We start from the raw sequence: 16701 nt of genomic DNA on the forward strand, positions 1-16701 counted from the left end.
TCCGCTTTCGCGCGGCATCTCCGGTGACGGCCAACTACTCCGCGCGTATCCGCAGTATGCCGGTCACGGTGCCCTGCCAGAAATCGCCGGTGTCGGTGACGAGACCGGACATCTGGAGGGTGTCGTTGACGGCTGTGCCCGGCAGTGGACTGGTGTGCTCGAGCGACCCGTCGGCGGGATCGATCACGGCGAAGGAGAAGCCGTCCAGCGGTGTGGTGACCGCAGGGCCATCACGGCTCACCGTGTACAGGTGACCGTCGCCGGTCGAGAGGCGGGGGACCGCAGCGCTGCGGACGTCGTTGCTCCATACCTCGTGACAACCGATGGGATCGATGTCGATTCGGGCCATACCCCCGGTGAAGGGTGCACTCGCGGGTTCGGCCGGACCGGCACCGTCGGGAACCACCGGATACGGGTAACCGTAGGTTCCGGCCACGTACACCGAGTTGCCGACACCGACAGGAGAGTTCTCGCTTCCGCCGGGATCGGCCAGCACGGGCATGGTGCACACCTCGTCGCCGGACTCGGTGTGGAACACGCGCAGCTGCGCGCGGGGCTGGGCGTTGTCCACGATCGCGACGAAATCGCTGCCGGTGGACGGCCCGAAGTAGGTGGGAGTGGAACCGGTACCCCAGCTCAGCTGACCCGGGTTGCGGGAGCCGCCTCGGTCGTAGTCGCGCCGCCAGTCGAGGTGAAGGTCACCGTCCCGGAAGGACCATTGGTACAGCGCGTGTGTGCTGGCCAAGGCGGTTCCGGCGGGTGAGCTGGAAATGCTGTTCTGTACCTCCTCGCCGGCGGGAAGGGCGCGAGCATGGGCGATGCCTGCGCGGTCCACCGCACCGACCACTCCGCCTCCGGTGGCGAACCACACGTTGCCGTTCCAGTCGGGCGTCAGGCCGGTCACGTTGTCGCCCGGGGGGACGCTGCCGGACAGGTCGACCCGGGAATCAACGGTCAGCCGCCAGGCGCCGCCGGCGTCCCTCGAGTGGCCGAGTCGTAGGAGTTGCCGGTTACCGTCGACCACGACCAGGCGGTTGTCGTTGTCGAGATACGCGTAGACGCCGCCGAGGAGACTGCCTTTCGCGAGTTCGAATCGAGCGAGCGAGCGACCGAATGGTGCAGCCGGGGCCGCCGGGTCGATGAGGTGAACGGTGGGAACCTGCCCGGCCACTGCGGTGCAGAGTGCGACGACGAGCCGATCGGACCCCTGGAGCAAGGTCGGGCAGGCCGATACCAGCGGATACGCGGAGAGCGAATGCCGACCGGTGCCGGGGCCTGGAAGCGGGGTGACGTCGGTGGAACCGGCGTCACCGTGCATGGTCGAGGTGCCTGCGGGGCCCAGATACGGATTCGGTGGGGCCGGCGGCCCCCAGTGAGGTGCGGAACCGGCGGGCGGAGCGACACAGGCCAGCAGCGCACCCAGCACCACGAGAACTGTGGCAGCGGAACGGGCCCGACCTGAGATTCGGCGCGCGAACATCCTCATGTGAACCGAAACGTCCTCGCCGCGAGAACCCCGGCGGCGACGCCCCATACCAGGAGAACGATGACGCTGATTCCGTCGATCGCTCCCCTGAGCGCGGCGTCCAACGCCAGGGCCAGAGCGCCGGACGGGATCAGCCTGGCGCCTGTGTGAAGGAACACGGAGAGCTCACCGGTGACGAAGACGACGCTTCCCACGCCGACCATGATGAACCACAGAATGTTCGCCAAGGCCAGAACGATCTCGGCCCGCAGCGTTCCGCCCAGGAGTAGCCCCATGGCGGCGAAGGTCACCGTCCCCAGCGCGATGACCACCGCCCCGAGTGCCAGACCCCACACGCTCGGCCGCCATCCGAGGGCGGCGCCGATCGCACCCAGCAGAACCGACTGCAGTGCCACGACGAGGACGACCGCGGCGCTTTTTCCCGCGATGATTCCCCAGGTCGGAAGGGGAGTGGCGCCCAACCGCTTGAGGGCGCCGTAGCGGCGGTCGAAGCCGACGGCGATTGCCTGGCCTGTGAAGGCGGTGGACATGACGGCCACCATCATCACAGCCGGGACCACCTTGTCGACCCGGGTCGCTCCGAGATCACCGATAGGCAACAGACACAGACCGACCAGCAGGGTGATCGGAATGAACATCGTCAGCAGAAGCTGTTCGCCGTTGCGCAGCAGAAGTTTCAGTTCGAGAGCGGTTTGTGCTCGAAGCATGACTGCGGCCGCGCTGGGACGCGGATCGGGGGAAAAAGTGCCCGGCGCGAATCGGTTGTCCGTCAGACGGTCGCTGACGTTCATGGTCATCCCCTCAGTTCCCGGCCGGTCAGTTCGAGGAACACGTCTTCGAGACTGCGCTGGTCGACCCGGATGTCATGGATCAATGCGCCGAGATCAGCGCACCAGGAGGCGACCGCGGCCACCACCGCCGGATCGATCGGACCCTCCACAAGGTAGGTCCCGGGTGTGGACTCGAAGACACGGAACGTGTCCGGAAGTGTGAGCCGGGCGAGATCGAGGCCGGCCGGCGCGGTAAGGCGGAGCTGACCCTCGGCGCCGCGGCTCGTCACCTCGCTGGGCGTGCCGGCCGCCACGACTGACCCGTGGTCGATGATGACGAGTTGATCCGCGAGTTCTTCGGCTTCGTCCATGACGTGCGTCGTCAACAGCACACCGACTCCATCGCGGCGCAGGGCGTCGATGAGTTCCCACACCATCAGCCTCGCCTGGGCGTCGAGCCCGGCGGTCGGTTCGTCGAGGAATACCAGTTCGGGGCGACCGACCAGGGCACACGCCAACGACAACCGTTGCTGCTGCCCACCCGACAACCGGCGGTACGGGGTACGACGGGAATCCTCGAGACCCAGGCTGCGCAACAGCCAGTCGGGGTCGAGCGGATCCGCGGAGTAAGCGGCGACGAGGTCGAGCATCTCCCCGGCCCGCGACCCCGGGTAGGCGCCGCCACCTTGCAGCATCACGCCGATCCGTGCGCGAACCTGCCCCGCGTCGGCGATCGGGTCGAGGCCGAGTACCTGGACGCGTCCACTGTCAGGCCGGACGAAGCCCTCACACATCTCGACCGTAGTGGTCTTGCCTGCCCCGTTCGGACCCAGCAACGCAACGACCTGCGCCTGTTCGACGAGCAGATCGAGGTTGTTCACTGCCCGCACGCCGTCGAAGGTCTTCACCACGCCTTCCAGGCGTACAGCGGGTTGCGCCGATCCGGGCGTTCGCGAGGTCACGGGGAATCAGCGTAAGCCTTGGCCTGGTGTGACCCGGCCGGTGCCCCGGCTTTCGGCGTCCGCGCCTGCGGCGGGCTGTCGGAGTGTGTCAGCGACGGCGCGGACAGGTTCCGGCCCGACACGCCAGGGCAGCCGGTTGCGCGTGATGACGATCAGAGTTCCCGCCGTGAACACGGTCGCGATGGCCGCCTGGACGATGACGAACGGCTGGTACTCGCCGCCGTTGGGCATCAGGATGACGCTGACCACCGAGGAGAACGCAATGGCAGGCACCCGGAAGGCCGGTGCCGTCGCCCACGCCGCGAGCGGGAGAACTGCCCACAGGAGATACCAGGGCTGGACCACCGGGAACAGCAGTACCACCGCCCCGAGCGACACACCGAGCGCGCCGACCGGGTGAATGCGTCCCATGAGGACGGCAACCAGCATCCGGAGCGTGATGAACGCGGCCACTACCGACGCGATCGGCCGAGTGAGACTCAACACCGCGGTCGTGTGGTCGCCGAGGCCGAGGAGGACTCCGGCGAGTCCGGTGCCCAGGCCGAGAAGGGTGGGGATCGACATCCAGCTGCGAACCGCATTCGCCGTCCCGAGCGTGTGGACCCACCCGATCCCGAGCCCGCTGGATGTGCTGATGGCGAGTGTGACGACGAGTGCGACGCCGCCGAGCAGGGCTGCCGCGGTGAGTACCGCTCGCAGGTTCGCACCCCAGCGCCGCGCCAACGCCATCCCGACGAAGCCCAGTGCCAGCAGGGACGGGATTTTGATCGTCGACGACAGGGCGATGAGCGCCGCTCCCGACAGCAGCAGTAGTAGCGATCGGCCACGAATCGGTCCGGCGTGTTCGATGGACCGCAGCGCGAGTTCGATGCCGGCGAGCATCAAACCGAGCATCAAGGCCTCGTTGTGGATGCCGGCGACGAGGTGGAACAGCAGGAGTGGGTTGGCGGCGCCCAGCCACAACGCGCTCACCTCGGCGACGCCGCAGCGCCGCGCCAGCCGCGGCAGTGCCCACACGATCATCGCTACGCCGGCCAGTGCGAGCAGCCGGTGCAGGAAGATGCCGGCGACGATGTTGTCATCGGTCAGAGCACTGATTCCCCGGCCCATCCAGAGGAACAGGGGACCGTACGGTGCGGGGGTGTCGCGCCAGATGGTGGGAACGGTCCGGGTGAGGACGTGGTCGACGCCGAGTGCGCCCGCCGGACCGATGGCATACGGATCGAGCCCCCGTGACGCAATCTCACTCTGCGCGAGGTAGGAGTAGACGTCCTTGCTGAACATCGGGGGCGCCACGGACAGTGGAATCACCCACAAGAGCAGGGTGCGATCGAGTTGCGAGCGGTTCAACCGCCGGACCGGACCCGACTGCAGGTTGCCGATCGCGAATCGCCCCAGCAGCAGCCACGCGAGGACGATCATCACGGTTCCGGTCATGGTCAGTGTCAGTGCGACACTCGGGATTCTCGCCGGAAGGCCGATGAATCGCAGCCCTTGCACAGGGTTCTGCAACACCGGTTGGGCGCCGGCGCCGAGCGCACCCACCGCCATCAACACGGCCCCGGTGGCGCCGAATCTGCGGATTCCGCGCAGCTGCGCGGTCTCCTGCGCGTTGAGTCCGGCGGTTTCCACCTCGTCACCGTGGAGAACGGCCGCGACGGACGGACGCGGCGACCGGCCGTCGATTCCCAGTGCCCGGCGTCCGAATGCGGTGGAGTGTCGGAGAGCCACGCGAGCCGCGCGGATCGGCTGGACGCGGGACGAGTCCGGGTTCTCGGGGATCTGCGGCACACAGGAAGCGTAGCGGTGGTTCGAACACAGTTCGTCCGGCCAGTATTCCCGCCGGGAACGGGTACATAATCACAGGTGTAAGGCAGGGCACCCTTAGTAGACCTGCGATCGGAATTCCGTCACACTGGTGTTGTGAAAACGGATGCGACCACCCGAGTGAGCAAGGAAAGCGCTGTTCAGGCGCGTTCCTCTGCGTTGCCGGCCGGCACTGCATCTCCCGTCGCCGCCGGCCACGAAGGTCACACCAGGGCGGCCGTGGTGAAACTCTTGCTCGAGGATGGGCCCATCACGGCGTCGGAGATCGGCACTCGGCTCGGTCTCAGTGCCGCGGGTGTACGTCGCCACCTCGACGCGCTGCTGGAGTCGGGCGAGGCCCGGGAAGCGTCCGCAGGTGCGGCGCGCCATCGTGGTCGCGGACGCCCCGCCAAATACTTCCAGATCACCGCCAAGGGTCGCGGGCGCCTCGGCCACGCCTATGACGATCTTGCCGGTGCAGCGATGCGTCAACTGCGCGAAGTTGGTGGAGACGCTGCGATCACCGACTTCGCCCGGCGCCGCGTCCAGGCAATCGTCGGTGAGGTCGAGCCCGCCTCCGCTCAGACCCCCGAGGATCTCGAACAGACCGCCGATGCCATTGCGGATGCGTTCACGAGCGCCGGATTCGCGGCGTCCACGCGCCCGGTCGGAAACGGTGTCCAGATCTGCCAGCACCACTGCCCGGTCTCGCATGTCGCCGAGGAGTTCCCCGAATTGTGCGACGCCGAGCAGGAAGCGTTCGCGCAATTACTGGGCACGCACGTTCAGCGGCTCGCCACCATCGCGAACGGTGATTGCGCCTGCACCACGCACGTTCCACTCGTACCGCCGGCGGGGCCGAAATAGTGCCGCCGATACACCCCATAGCCACCGATCCCCGGCGACCAGCCCTCGCCGGTCACGTAACAAGACTCCGGAAGGAGCTCGCATGACCGTCACATCAGACCAGGTGACATCCGCTGCGTCGGCAAATGCCGAACCGCTCACGCAGGAAGAGACCATCGCCTCGCTCGGGCATTACGGGTACGGCTGGTCCGATTCGGACGCGGCAGGTGCCAGCGCCAAGCGCGGTCTGTCCGAGGACGTCGTGCGCGACATCTCCGCGAAGAAGAGCGAGCCCGACTGGATGCTGGACGTCCGCCTGCGCGCGCTGAAGACCTTCGACAAGAAGCCGATGCCGAACTGGGGTTCCAACCTCGAGGGCATCCACTTCGACAACATCAAGTACTTCGTGCGCTCGAGCGAGAAGCAGGCCGAGAGCTGGGAAGACCTGCCCGAGGACATCAAGAACACGTACGACAAGCTGGGCATCCCCGAGGCCGAGAAGCAGCGCCTCGTGGCAGGTGTCGCAGCACAGTACGAGTCCGAGGTGGTGTACCACTCGATCCGTGAAGACCTCGAGTCGCAGGGTGTCATCTTCCTCGACACCGACACCGGATTGAAGCAGCACCCCGAGCTCTTCCGTGAGTACTTCGGCACGGTCATTCCCGCCGGTGACAACAAGTTCTCCGCCCTGAACACGGCCGTCTGGTCGGGTGGATCGTTCATCTATGTGCCGCCGGGCGTGCACGTGGACATCCCGCTTCAGGCGTATTTCCGTATCAACACGGAGAACATGGGCCAGTTCGAGCGAACACTGATCATCGTCGACGAAGGTGCGTCGGTGCACTATGTCGAGGGTTGCACTGCGCCGATCTACAAGTCGGATTCTCTGCACTCCGCCGTGGTCGAGATCATCGTGAAGAAGGGCGGCCACTGCCGCTACACGACCATCCAGAACTGGTCGAACAACGTCTACAACTTGGTGACAAAGCGCACCAAGGTGGAGGCCGGCGGATCCATGGAATGGGTCGACGGCAACATCGGCTCCAAGGTCACGATGAAGTACCCGGCCGTGTGGATGATGGGCGAGCACGCTCGTGGCGAGGTTCTCTCCGTGGCATTCGCGGGAGAGGGACAGCACCAGGACACCGGTGCGAAGATGCTCCACCTCGCGCCGCACACGTCGTCCACCATCATCAGCAAATCGGTGGCTCGCGGCGGTGGACGTGCGTCCTACCGCGGACTCGTTCAGGTCAACAAGGGAGCGTACGGGTCCAAGTCGACCGTCAAGTGTGACGCGCTGCTGGTCGATCAGATCAGCCGTAGCGACACCTACCCCTACGTCGACATCCGCGAGGACGACGTGACGATGGGCCACGAGGCGACCGTCTCCAAGGTGAGTGACGACCAACTGTTCTACCTCATGAGCCGCGGGCTGACCGAGGACGAGGCCATGGCCACCGTGGTGCGCGGCTTCGTCGAGCCGATCGCCAAGGAGCTCCCGATGGAGTACGCCCTGGAACTGAACCGCCTGATCGAACTGCAGATGGAAGGGGCGGTGGGTTAGTGACCACGCCAGAAACCGGTGTTGAGAAGCTTGGCGTCGAAGGCGCTGTCGCGGGAGAGAATCCGCGGATAGAGCGAACCGCGACCGGCTCGCCGATCGTCAACAAGGGTGAGGTTTTCACCTCCTTCGACGTCAAAGCCTTCGAAGTTCCGGGGGGTCGCGACGAGGTCTGGCGATTCACTCCGCTGCGTCGCCTGCGCGGGTTGCACGACGGAACGGCCGTAGCGAACGGTGCCGTCACCGTTGATGTCGCGGGTCCGGACACGGTGCAGGTCGAGACCGTCGGCCGAGACGATTCCCGGCTCGGCAAGGCAGGCGTGCCCGCCGACCGTGTGGCCGCGCAGGCGTACTCGGGATTCGAGTCGGCCACCGTCGTGACCGTCGGCCGTGAGGTCGAGGTTCCCGAGACGATCAACATCACGGTCACGGGTCCCGGTGAAGGCAACGTGGCGTTCGGCCACCTGCAGATCCGGCTCGAGGCGTTCGCCAAGGCCACTGTCGTGCTCGACCAACGGGGCAGCGGAACCTTCGCGGAGAATGTGGAGTTCATTCTCGGCGACAGCGCCCGCCTCACCGTTGTCGCCGTGCAGGACTGGGCCGACGACGCCGTCCACGTGGCAGCGCACCACGCGCGCCTCGGGCGCGATGCGGTGCTGCGGCACAACGCGGTCAGCCTCGGTGGAGACCTGGTGCGACTGTCCGCAACCGTCAAGTACGACGGTCCCGGTGGCGACGCCGAACTGCTCGGCCTGTACTTCGCCGATGCCGGACAGCACTTCGAGCAGCGCCTGCTGGTGGATCATTCACAGCCCCACTGCAAGTCGAATGTGGTGTACAAGGGTGCGCTGCAGGGCGACCCGAACTCGGGCAAGCCCGACGCGCACACCGTGTGGATCGGCGACGTGCTGATCCGAGCAGCTGCCGAGGGTACGGACACGTTCGAGCTGAACCGCAACCTCGTCCTCACCGACGGAGCTCGAGCCGACTCGGTCCCGAACCTCGAGATCGAGACCGGCGAGATCGTCGGTGCCGGGCACGCGAGTGCCACCGGTCGATTCGACGACGAGCAGCTGTTCTACCTCCGCGCGCGGGGTATCCCGGAAGACCAGGCGAGGCGACTCGTCGTGCGTGGGTTCTTCCACGAAATCATCAACAAGATCGCCGTCGCCGAGATCCGCGAGCGTCTCGAAGCCGCCGTCGAGGCCGAACTCGCCGCTGTCGGCGTCTGACGCGGCTCGACCACTACTGCCCATTTCTTCGAAGGATTCCCATGTCTACCCCTGACGCTTCCCCCGAAATCTCCGTCCTGGAAATCAAGGACCTCCACGTCGACGTTGCGAACACCGACGAGAACGCGGAACCCATCAACATCCTCAAGGGCGTCAACCTGACGGTGCGCTCCGGCGAGACCCACGCGATCATGGGGCCCAACGGCTCCGGCAAGTCGACGCTGTCCTACGCCATCGCCGGGCACCCCAAGTACCAGGTGACCTCCGGGTCGATCACCCTCAACGGTGAGAACGTCCTCGAGATGACCGTCGACGAGCGTGCCCGTGCCGGCCTGTTCCTCGCAATGCAGTACCCGGTCGAGGTTCCCGGTGTGTCGATGTCCAACTTCCTTCGCACCGCGGCCACCGCCGTGCGCGGCGAGGCGCCGAAGCTGCGCCACTGGGTGAAGGAAGTCAAGGAGGCTCTCACCGAGCTCGACATCGACCCGTCCTTCGGGGAGCGCAGCGTCAACGAAGGGTTCTCGGGTGGCGAGAAGAAGCGCCACGAGATTCTGCAGCTCGGTCTCCTGAAGCCGAAGATCGCGATTCTCGACGAGACCGACTCCGGCCTCGACGTGGACGCTCTGCGTGTCGTCTCCGAGGGAGTCAACCGATACAAGGAGCGCGACCACGGCGGAATCCTGCTCATCACGCACTACACCCGCATTCTGCGGTACATCAAGCCCGAGTACGTGCACGTGTTCGTCGGCGGACGTGTCGTCGAGTCGGGCGGGCCGGAACTGGCCGACGAGCTCGAGGCCAACGGCTACGAGCGCTTCACCCAGGCTGCCGCAACGCAAGGAGCATAAACGCAGATGACCACCTCGGTGAGCGTGTTCGACGTCACCAGAATCCGGGAGGATTTCCCGATCCTGGCTCGAACGGTGCGCGACGGAAAGCCGCTGGTGTACCTCGATTCGGGCGCGACATCGCAGCGCCCGACTCAGGTGCTCGACGCCGAGAGGGAGTTTCTGACGACCTGTAATGCGGCGGTGCACCGCGGCGCGCACCAACTCGCGGAGGAGGCCACCGATGCCTACGAGAACGCGCGTGCGGCCATCGCGGCTTTCGTCGGTGCAGACAGCGACGAATTGGTGTTCACCAAGAACGCGACGGAGTCGCTGAACCTCGTCACGCACGTGCTCGGTGACGACCGTTTCGATCGGCACGTCGGACCGGGCGACGAGATCGTGATCACCGAACTCGAACACCACGCGAACCTTGTGCCGTGGCAGGAACTTGCCCGGCGCACGGGCGCCACGCTGCGCTGGTACGGAGTCACCGACGACGGCCGGATCGATCTGGACTCCCTCGAGTTGACTGACGCAGTCAAGGTCATCGCGTTCACGCACCAGTCGAATGTCACGGGAGCAGTCGCGCCGGTCGAGGAGCTGGTCCGGCGTGCCCGCGCCGTCGGCGCTCTCGTCGTGCTGGACGCATGCCAGTCTGTGCCGCACATGGCTGTCGACTTTCACGGGCTCGGTGTCGACTACGCGGCGTTCTCCGGTCACAAGATGCTCGGGCCTTCCGGGGTGGGCGTTCTCTACGGCAGGCGCGAGTTGCTCAACGCGATGCCGCCGTTCATCACCGGCGGATCGATGATCGAGACCGTCACCATGGAGCGCACGACATACGCGCCACCGCCGCAGCGGTTCGAGGCTGGCGTGCCCATGACGTCGCAGGTAGTCGGTCTCGGCGCAGCGGTGCGCTACCTCGAGGACATCGGGATGGACGCCGTCGCGGCGCACGAGCACACGCTCGTCGAAGCCACGCTCGAGGCTCTCGGAGCCATCGACGGAGTACGGATCATCGGTCCGACCTCGCCAGCGGACCGGGGTGGCGCCGTCTCATTCGTGGTCGACGGGATCCACGCACACGACCTCGGTCAGATTCTCGACGACGAGGGCGTGGCCATCCGCGTCGGACACCATTGCGCGTGGCCACTGCACCGGAGGTTCGGAGTCGCGGCCACCGCCCGGGCGTCGTTCGCCCTGTACAACACACTCGACGAGGTCGCGGCGCTGGCTACTGCGATCCGTCGAGCGCAGGACTTCTTCGGGGAGGCGCCCGCGTGAGAATGGAACAGATGTACCAGGAAGTGATCCTGGACCATTACAAGCATCCACACGGTCGCGGCCTGCGGGAGCCGTTCGGTGCGGAGGTGCACCACGTAAACCCCACGTGCGGCGACGAAGTGACCCTGCGGGTGCACGTGACCGACGACGGCACGGTCGCCGACGTGTCCTACGACGGCCAGGGTTGTTCCATCAGCCAGGCATCCACCTCCGTTCTCACCGATCAGGTCGTGGGAATGCCGGTGGACCGGGCGTTGCAGACGGTCGCGGCGTTCAGCGAGATGGTCGGCAGTCGCGGTACCGTCGAGGGAGACGAGGACGTACTCGGTGACGGCATCGCCTTCGTCGGCGTCTCGAAGTACCCGGCCCGCGTCAAATGCGCGCTGCTGGGATGGATGGCATTCAAGGACGCCGTTGTTCAGATTGTGGCCGACCAGGATTCGGTCGCGACAGAAGACGGCGAACCAGCTCGAATCGGAGGACAGGCATCATGAGCGAGACGCAGACCCCGGAAACGGATGTCGCTGCCGGAACGGAGCAGCCGACTGCCGACCAGGCCGAGAACACCTCCACCGCAGGGGTGGTTCCCGCCCCCGAGCGGCTCGAGGAACTCGAGGAAGCGATGCGCGACGTGGTCGATCCGGAGCTCGGCATCAACGTCGTCGATCTGGGACTCGTCTACGGCATCACCGAAGACGAGGACGTGGTCATTCTCGACATGACCCTCACCTCGGCGGCGTGCCCGCTGACCGACGTCATCGAGGATCAGGCGCGTGGCGCACTGGTGCGCAGCGGCTTGTGCAACGACTTGCGGATCAACTGGGTGTGGCTGCCGCCGTGGGGTCCGGACAAGATCACGGAGGACGGGCGCGAGCAACTACGCGCTCTTGGCTTCACCGTCTGACGGTACCGCCACACACATGCAGGGCCCGGCGGAAGATCTCGCCGGGCCCTGCATGTGTGTGCCCGTTCAAGCGCGCTTGCGTTCCGAGGCAGTGGACTTCGACGCGGTCTTCTTGGCGGCGGTCTTCGCAGGGGCTTTCTTGGCAGGCTTTTTCTTCGCGGGAGCCGCTTTCTTGCCGGCGGCGTCGACACTGCGTTGTAGCGCTGCTACCAGGTCGACCACCTCGGCGTCTTCACCGGCCTTCTCGGTTTCCGCGACGGGAATGACTTTCTTGCCACCCGAGTTGATCATCTCGTCCAGCAGTTCCCGTAGCTGAACCTGGTAGTCGTCGGTGAACTCGGTGGGATCGAAATCCTCGGCCATGCTGTCGACCAGCGTTTCCGCCATCGCCAGTTCTTTCGCCTTCGGCTTGTCGACGTTGTCGAGCGACGGAAAGGACGCTTCACGTACTTCGTCGGGCCACAGCAGCGTCTGAATGACCAGGACGCCGTCCCGTGAGCGCATCGCCGCCAGACGAGTGCGTTGACGCAGCGTGAAGTGCACGAGCGCCGTACGGTCGCTTTCGGAGAGCGCGGTCGCCAGCAGCACGTACGCCTTCGGTGAGCTGGAATCCGGTTCGAGATAGTAGCTCTTCTCGAACAGAATGGGATCTATCTGGTCGGTGGGCACGAATTGCAAAACCGGAATTTCGTGTTTCTCGGCGGCAGGAAGCTTCCCGAAATCGTCGTCCGTGAGGACTACTCGGACACCGTCGTCGGAATCGTAGGCCTTGTCGATATCGGCGTACTGAACGACATTGCCGCATTCAGTGCACACCCGGTTGTATTTGATCCGCCCGCCGTCCTTGGCATGGACCTGGTGAAACTTGATGTCGTGATCCTCGGTTGCCGAATACACCTTGACCGGCACGTTGACGAGACCGAACGCTATCGAGCCCTTCCATATCGACCGCATGCGTTCCATAATGGTCCCCTTTCAGACTTCGCGCGACACTTCATCGAACTTCCCGGTGAAGCGCCGAGCGCAGCATTGCACCGCGAATATCCGCGGACGAAGCGAGGAACATGCGTCGCATGGCCGACAACGTCGCGGCCGGATGTGCACGGTCGGACAGATAGGCAGCCTGCACATGCGCGGGAAGATCGAAAAAATGCTCGAAGAATTCCGGTACCGATTCCGGGTTGAGCTGGAGGAGTGCGCGTAGCCCGATCGACCGCAGCGAGGCCACGGTTCGTGCCCTCCAGGGCCACAGCCGATCCGAAGTGCCCTCCACGAGGTCGCGGGTCAGGGCGTCCGCGCAACTGAGGGACGCGGCAACGCTGTAACCGGTGCCCGGATGCATCAAGCCTGCGCGGGCGCCGAAACGCACCTGCCCCGATCCCGCCGTACGGCTGGCGTCGTGGGGCGGTTCGACCGCGAACCGGACGCGTTCCACGTCGGAGCGTGACGGAACGGAAACTCCGCGGTGTCGCAGCCGCCGGTGGAGCCTTGTCGCGAGCTCCGACATCGGCAGAGCCGGACGACCGACGAGACATGTTTCCTCGAGGAGGAACCGATCGGCGGACAGCGGCACGGCGTAGAGAAAGGACGGCGAATCTGACGACGAGGTGCCGTTGTCGGTGCGCCAGTCCATGAACAGGGCGTGCTCGCCGTCCAGAGCGCCGGCGGCCGTGCCCATGTCGACTACAACGCCGTACGCGGTCTGCTGGGCCAGGTCGGGGCTGTCTCCGGTGCCGCGCGCGTCCACCACGACGCGCGCTGTCACGGTCGTCCCGTCACCGAGGAACACGGCAGTGGGGGAGAGGTCGACGGCTCTACCTGCGATTACGGTCGCTGTTCCGTCTGACAGTATTGACTGCAGCATTGGTGTGTTCAAGACACAATAGGTGCGACTTATCGACTGTCGGCGTGTAGTCCATGCCGTCGGGAGCTGGGTCCGGGTAGCGATCGCTGCTTCCGGCAACCAGTGGGGGAGCTCGTCCTTCCACGCGCCGTAGGTCGCGGTCCAACTACGCCGGGGGTGGGGGTCGATCGCCACCACGGCGAGGCCACGGAGTGCGGCCCGGTGGGCGAGTGCGCGGCCGGCAGGGCCGAGCCCGACGATCGCGACGTCCCAGTTCGGCGGATGTGATGCAGCTGCCACGATGACCAGCTTTTCACGAACACCGCGGTAGAGGTGCTTCCGAGTCCGGCCAGGACGGAACTGCAGTATTTTCCGAATTCGGGTAGTTGTGCGGTGTAGATGCGGGGCAGTAGTGACCCCCTTCCAGCATCACTGCACCCCACGTACATCACCGGTCCGAAAGGCCACTGCCGGTGCCGAACCTGAAATGGGGGAGGCCGAACGCCCCACGCGCTGCACTGCCGGCGGGGTAGGGGAGTCGGCAGTGCAGTAGTCGCGCCGCCGCGATAGCCGGCCCTTTGCGCTTCCCGGGCGTCGGCACGGCGAGCGCAAGAAGGCATTCCCGCGGAGGTAACTCCGTGGGATCCACGATACGACTCGGAACGGGACGGAACACCGGAATATCCCGAATTTAATTCATGGTCCGTTATTCCTGAAGCATCGTCATCACCCTCAGAACCCCGTTTCCGACTCGACGTACTACCGCCAACATCGGCACAAGACAGCCGCCCAGGTCTGCCCGCGCGGGCAGAGTCGATCTGCACTCGGAGATGTGGGGACTGCGATCGGCCTACGCCGTGCGGCCCTACGGAATGCTGACGTCGTGGGGGAGATGCACCGGCACCGATCTGATGGGCTACATCGAGCCGGTAGCGAGGAGACCGCCGTCGACGCGGACGGTTTCACCGGTGATCCAGGCTGCGGCAGGTGAGACGAGAAATGCTACGAGGGCCGCGACGTCTTCGGGTGTGCCGAGCCGCTTCATCGGATAGCCGGCGGATACCTGCTCTTCGCCGGCGGCGACGAGCGCGGTGGCGAACTGCGTTTTGACGATTCCCGGCGCCACGGCGTTGACGCGGATACCGGGCCCGAGTTGCCACGCGAGTTCTTCGGTGAGCCGGATGAGCGCAGCCTTGGACGCGCCATACGCAGCGATTACGCCGGTGGAACGAATGCCCGCGACGCTGGCGAGCAGCTCTGCCGCGATCGCCTTGCCGATTCCCCGGCTCGCGCCCGTCACGAGGGCGGTGAGTCCGTGTAGATCCACCGAGGAGTTCACTCCTGTGTCCGTAGCCATGGGCGAACGTTAGCGGAATCACTGGTACGCGTGTTCTAGCTGGGTAGAACCTCGAGGTAAAATCGGGGGTTCGTGCGTTCTGTGCGCGTATTTCTCATCGAAATGTGAGCTTTTCCTAGGAGTCTTGTTGATCACCGCTACCGACCTGGAAGTTCGAGCCGGAGTGCGGACGTTGCTGTCTGCGCCCGGGCCGGCCTTGCGGGTGCAGCCCGGCGACCGGATCGGTCTGGTCGGCCGTAACGGTGCCGGAAAGACGACGACGCTTCGCATCCTCGCCGGGGAGGGCGAACCCTACGCCGGTTCCGTCGTCCGGACCGGCGACCTCGGTTACCTCCCGCAGGATCCGAAGGAGGGCGATCTCGACGTTCTTGCGAAAGATCGCGTTCTGTCGGCGCGGGGCCTCGATGCGTTGCTGCGTGACATGGAGAAGCAGCAGATTCTGATGGCCGAAGTGGTCGACGACGCCGAACGGGATAAAGCCGTGCGCAAGTACGGGAATCTCGAGGAGCGGTTCTCCGCGCTGGGCGGATACGAAGCGGAGAGTGAAGCGGCGCGTATCTGCAACAGTCTCGGTCTCGCCGACCGCATCCTCGGCCAGCAGCTGCACACCCTGTCGGGCGGGCAGCGCCGCCGTGTCGAGTTGGCCAGGATTCTGTTCGCGGCCTCGGACGGCAGCGGCGGACGGTCGGACACGACGCTTCTGCTCGACGAGCCGACCAACCACCTCGACGCCGATTCCATCACGTGGCTGCGCGGGTTCCTGCAGAGCCACGAGGGTGGACTGATCGTGATCAGCCACGATGTCGAACTGCTCAACGACGTCGTCAACCGGGTGTGGTTCCTCGACGCCGTGCGCGGTGAGGCAGACGTCTACAACATGACCTGGAAGAAGTATCTCGACGCGCGGGCCACGGACGAGCAGCGTCGGCGCCGTGAGCGGGCCAATGCCGAGAAGAAGGCCGGTGCCCTGCGCGCTCAGGCCGCGAAGCTGGGCGCGAAGGCCACGAAGGCCGTTGCTGCGCAGAACATGGCGAAACGCGCCGACAAGATGATGTCCGAGCTCGATGCCGAACGGGTTTCCGACAAGGTTGCTCGCATTCGGTTCCCCGAACCCGCTGCCTGCGGGAAGACGCCGTTGATGGCGGAGAACCTGACCAAGGTCTACGGTTCCCTCGAGATTTTCACCGGAGTGGATCTCGCGATCGACCGGGGCTCCCGCGTGGTGGTCCTGGGCCTGAACGGTGCCGGTAAGACCACGTTGCTGCGCATTCTGGGTGGCGTCGAGACACCGGACGCCGGCGGGCTCGTCCCCGGGCACGGGTTGAAGATCGGGTATTTCGCGCAGGAGCACGACACACTCGACGACAATGCCTCGGTGTGGGAGAACATCCGCCACGCGGCGCCCGACACGGGGGAGCAGGAGCTGCGTTCGCTGCTCGGGGCGTTCATGTTCACCGGTCCGCAGCTCGAGCAGCCCGCAGGCACGTTGTCCGGTGGTGAGAAGACCCGTCTCGCGTTGGCGGGTCTGGTGTCGTCGTCGGCCAATGTGCTGCTGCTCGACGAGCCCACCAACAACCTCGATCCGGTGTCGCGCGAGCAGGTTCTGGATGCGCTCCGCAGCTATACGGGCGCTGTGGTGCTGGTGACACACGACCCGGGTGCGGCGGAGGCGCTCGACCCGGAACGGGTCATCCTGCTACCGGATGGCACCGAAGACCACTGGTCTCAGGAGTATCTGGAACTGATCCAGCTCGCCTGACGTGCGTTGATCCCGTCGCGGCGACGTTCTACCGTGGAAGCCACCACCGTCGCTCGTCGAC

At 65.7% G+C, this 16701-nt stretch carries 15 protein-coding genes; 8 read left to right on the forward strand and 7 right to left on the reverse strand.

Annotated features, from left to right (window positions below; translation table 11 throughout):
• Nucleotides 1-34: 34 nt before the first annotated feature.
• Genes L1080_RS09860 through mptB form a run of 4 tightly spaced genes read right to left on the reverse strand, consistent with a single transcriptional unit; the run spans nt 35 to nt 5009 of the window.
• Nucleotides 35-1480, reverse strand: coding sequence for a hypothetical protein (locus L1080_RS09860; protein WP_250773490.1), 1446 nt, complete (start codon nt 1478-1480; stop codon nt 35-37).
• Nucleotides 1481-1482: 2 nt separating this feature from the next.
• The gene (locus L1080_RS09865) at nt 1483-2283 is read right to left on the reverse strand and encodes an ABC transporter permease (RefSeq protein WP_250773352.1); all 801 of its coding nucleotides are present in this window, start codon (nt 2281-2283) and stop codon (nt 1483-1485) included.
• Nucleotides 2280-3218 (reverse strand): ABC transporter ATP-binding protein, encoded by a 939-nt coding sequence (locus tag L1080_RS09870; protein WP_250773350.1) that lies wholly within the window; start codon nt 3216-3218, stop codon nt 2280-2282. The genes L1080_RS09865 and L1080_RS09870 overlap by 4 nt, the downstream gene beginning before the upstream one ends.
• Before the next feature lie 6 nt (nt 3219-3224).
• Nucleotides 3225-5009 carry a polyprenol phosphomannose-dependent alpha 1,6 mannosyltransferase MptB gene (gene mptB / locus L1080_RS09875; RefSeq protein ID WP_159922633.1) on the reverse strand — a complete coding sequence of 595 codons (1785 nt, stop codon included), beginning with the start codon at nt 5007-5009 and terminating at the stop codon, nt 3225-3227.
• A gap of 132 nt (nt 5010-5141) precedes the next feature.
• Between mptB and L1080_RS09880 the strand changes: the two genes are divergently transcribed.
• The 7 genes from L1080_RS09880 to L1080_RS09910 all read left to right on the forward strand — a co-directional run bounded on the left by L1080_RS09880 (nt 5142) and on the right by L1080_RS09910 (nt 11681).
• Complete coding sequence (locus L1080_RS09880) at nt 5142-5891, forward strand: helix-turn-helix transcriptional regulator (RefSeq protein ID WP_308202173.1); 750 nt, start codon at nt 5142-5144, stop codon at nt 5889-5891.
• Nucleotides 5892-5973: 82 nt separating this feature from the next.
• Nucleotides 5974-7434: a Fe-S cluster assembly protein SufB gene (gene sufB / locus L1080_RS09885; protein WP_159922631.1), complete on the forward strand. Its 1461-nt coding sequence runs from the start codon at nt 5974-5976 to the stop codon at nt 7432-7434.
• Entirely contained in the window at nt 7434-8663 is a 1230-nt protein-coding gene (gene sufD / locus L1080_RS09890; RefSeq protein ID WP_159922629.1) for a Fe-S cluster assembly protein SufD, read from the forward strand. Before sufB ends, sufD begins: the two co-directional genes overlap by 1 nt.
• Nucleotides 8664-8704: 41 nt before the next feature.
• Nucleotides 8705-9511 carry a Fe-S cluster assembly ATPase SufC gene (gene sufC, locus L1080_RS09895; RefSeq protein ID WP_159922627.1) on the forward strand — a complete coding sequence of 269 codons (807 nt, stop codon included), beginning with the start codon at nt 8705-8707 and terminating at the stop codon, nt 9509-9511.
• Nucleotides 9512-9517: 6 nt separating this feature from the next.
• Complete coding sequence (locus L1080_RS09900) at nt 9518-10777, forward strand: cysteine desulfurase (protein WP_250773348.1); 1260 nt, start codon at nt 9518-9520, stop codon at nt 10775-10777.
• The gene (gene sufU, locus L1080_RS09905; RefSeq protein ID WP_159922623.1) at nt 10774-11271 is read left to right on the forward strand and encodes a Fe-S cluster assembly sulfur transfer protein SufU; all 498 of its coding nucleotides are present in this window, start codon (nt 10774-10776) and stop codon (nt 11269-11271) included. Before L1080_RS09900 ends, sufU begins: the two co-directional genes overlap by 4 nt.
• On the forward strand, nt 11268-11681 hold the full coding sequence (locus tag L1080_RS09910; RefSeq protein WP_250773346.1) for a metal-sulfur cluster assembly factor: 414 nt from the start codon (nt 11268-11270) through the stop codon (nt 11679-11681). The genes sufU and L1080_RS09910 overlap by 4 nt, the downstream gene beginning before the upstream one ends.
• Nucleotides 11682-11747: 66 nt before the next feature.
• On the opposite strand, the gene ku is transcribed toward L1080_RS09910, so the two are convergent.
• The 3 genes from ku to L1080_RS09925 form a co-directional block, all read right to left on the reverse strand.
• Complete coding sequence (gene ku / locus L1080_RS09915; RefSeq protein WP_459030775.1) at nt 11748-12635, reverse strand: non-homologous end joining protein Ku; 888 nt, start codon at nt 12633-12635, stop codon at nt 11748-11750.
• A 40-nt stretch (nt 12636-12675) separates the two neighbouring features.
• Nucleotides 12676-13824 carry a lycopene cyclase family protein gene (locus L1080_RS09920; protein WP_250773342.1) on the reverse strand — a complete coding sequence of 383 codons (1149 nt, stop codon included), beginning with the start codon at nt 13822-13824 and terminating at the stop codon, nt 12676-12678.
• A gap of 616 nt (nt 13825-14440) precedes the next feature.
• The gene (locus L1080_RS09925) at nt 14441-14881 is read right to left on the reverse strand and encodes an SDR family oxidoreductase (protein ID WP_374434513.1); all 441 of its coding nucleotides are present in this window, start codon (nt 14879-14881) and stop codon (nt 14441-14443) included.
• A gap of 127 nt (nt 14882-15008) precedes the next feature.
• On the opposite strand from L1080_RS09925, the gene L1080_RS09930 reads away from it, so the two are divergent.
• The gene (locus L1080_RS09930) at nt 15009-16640 is read left to right on the forward strand and encodes an ABC-F family ATP-binding cassette domain-containing protein (RefSeq protein ID WP_109335128.1); all 1632 of its coding nucleotides are present in this window, start codon (nt 15009-15011) and stop codon (nt 16638-16640) included.
• The last annotated feature ends 61 nt before the right edge of the window (nt 16641-16701 follow it).

Origin of the sequence: Rhodococcus sp. MSC1_016, assembly GCF_023667485.2 — a bacterium.
Taxonomy (GTDB): Bacteria; Actinomycetota; Actinomycetes; order Mycobacteriales; family Mycobacteriaceae; genus Rhodococcus_F; species Rhodococcus_F oxybenzonivorans.

Coding starts and splice junctions, on each gene's coding strand:
- sufB (WP_159922631.1), top strand. CDS start 5,974: ATGACCGTCACATCAGACCAGGTGACATCCGCTGCGTCGGCAAATGCC.
- L1080_RS09910 (WP_250773346.1), top strand. CDS start 11,268: ATGAGCGAGACGCAGACCCCGGAAACGGATGTCGCTGCCGGAACGGAG.
- L1080_RS09860 (WP_250773490.1), bottom strand. CDS start 1,480: ATGTTCGCGCGCCGAATCTCAGGTCGGGCCCGTTCCGCTGCCACAGTT.
- ku (WP_459030775.1), bottom strand. CDS start 12,635: ATGCGGTCGATATGGAAGGGCTCGATAGCGTTCGGTCTCGTCAACGTG.
- L1080_RS09865 (WP_250773352.1), bottom strand. CDS start 2,283: ATGACCATGAACGTCAGCGACCGTCTGACGGACAACCGATTCGCGCCG.
- L1080_RS09925 (WP_374434513.1), bottom strand. CDS start 14,881: ATGGCTACGGACACAGGAGTGAACTCCTCGGTGGATCTACACGGACTC.
- L1080_RS09900 (WP_250773348.1), top strand. CDS start 9,518: ATGACCACCTCGGTGAGCGTGTTCGACGTCACCAGAATCCGGGAGGAT.
- sufC (WP_159922627.1), top strand. CDS start 8,705: ATGTCTACCCCTGACGCTTCCCCCGAAATCTCCGTCCTGGAAATCAAG.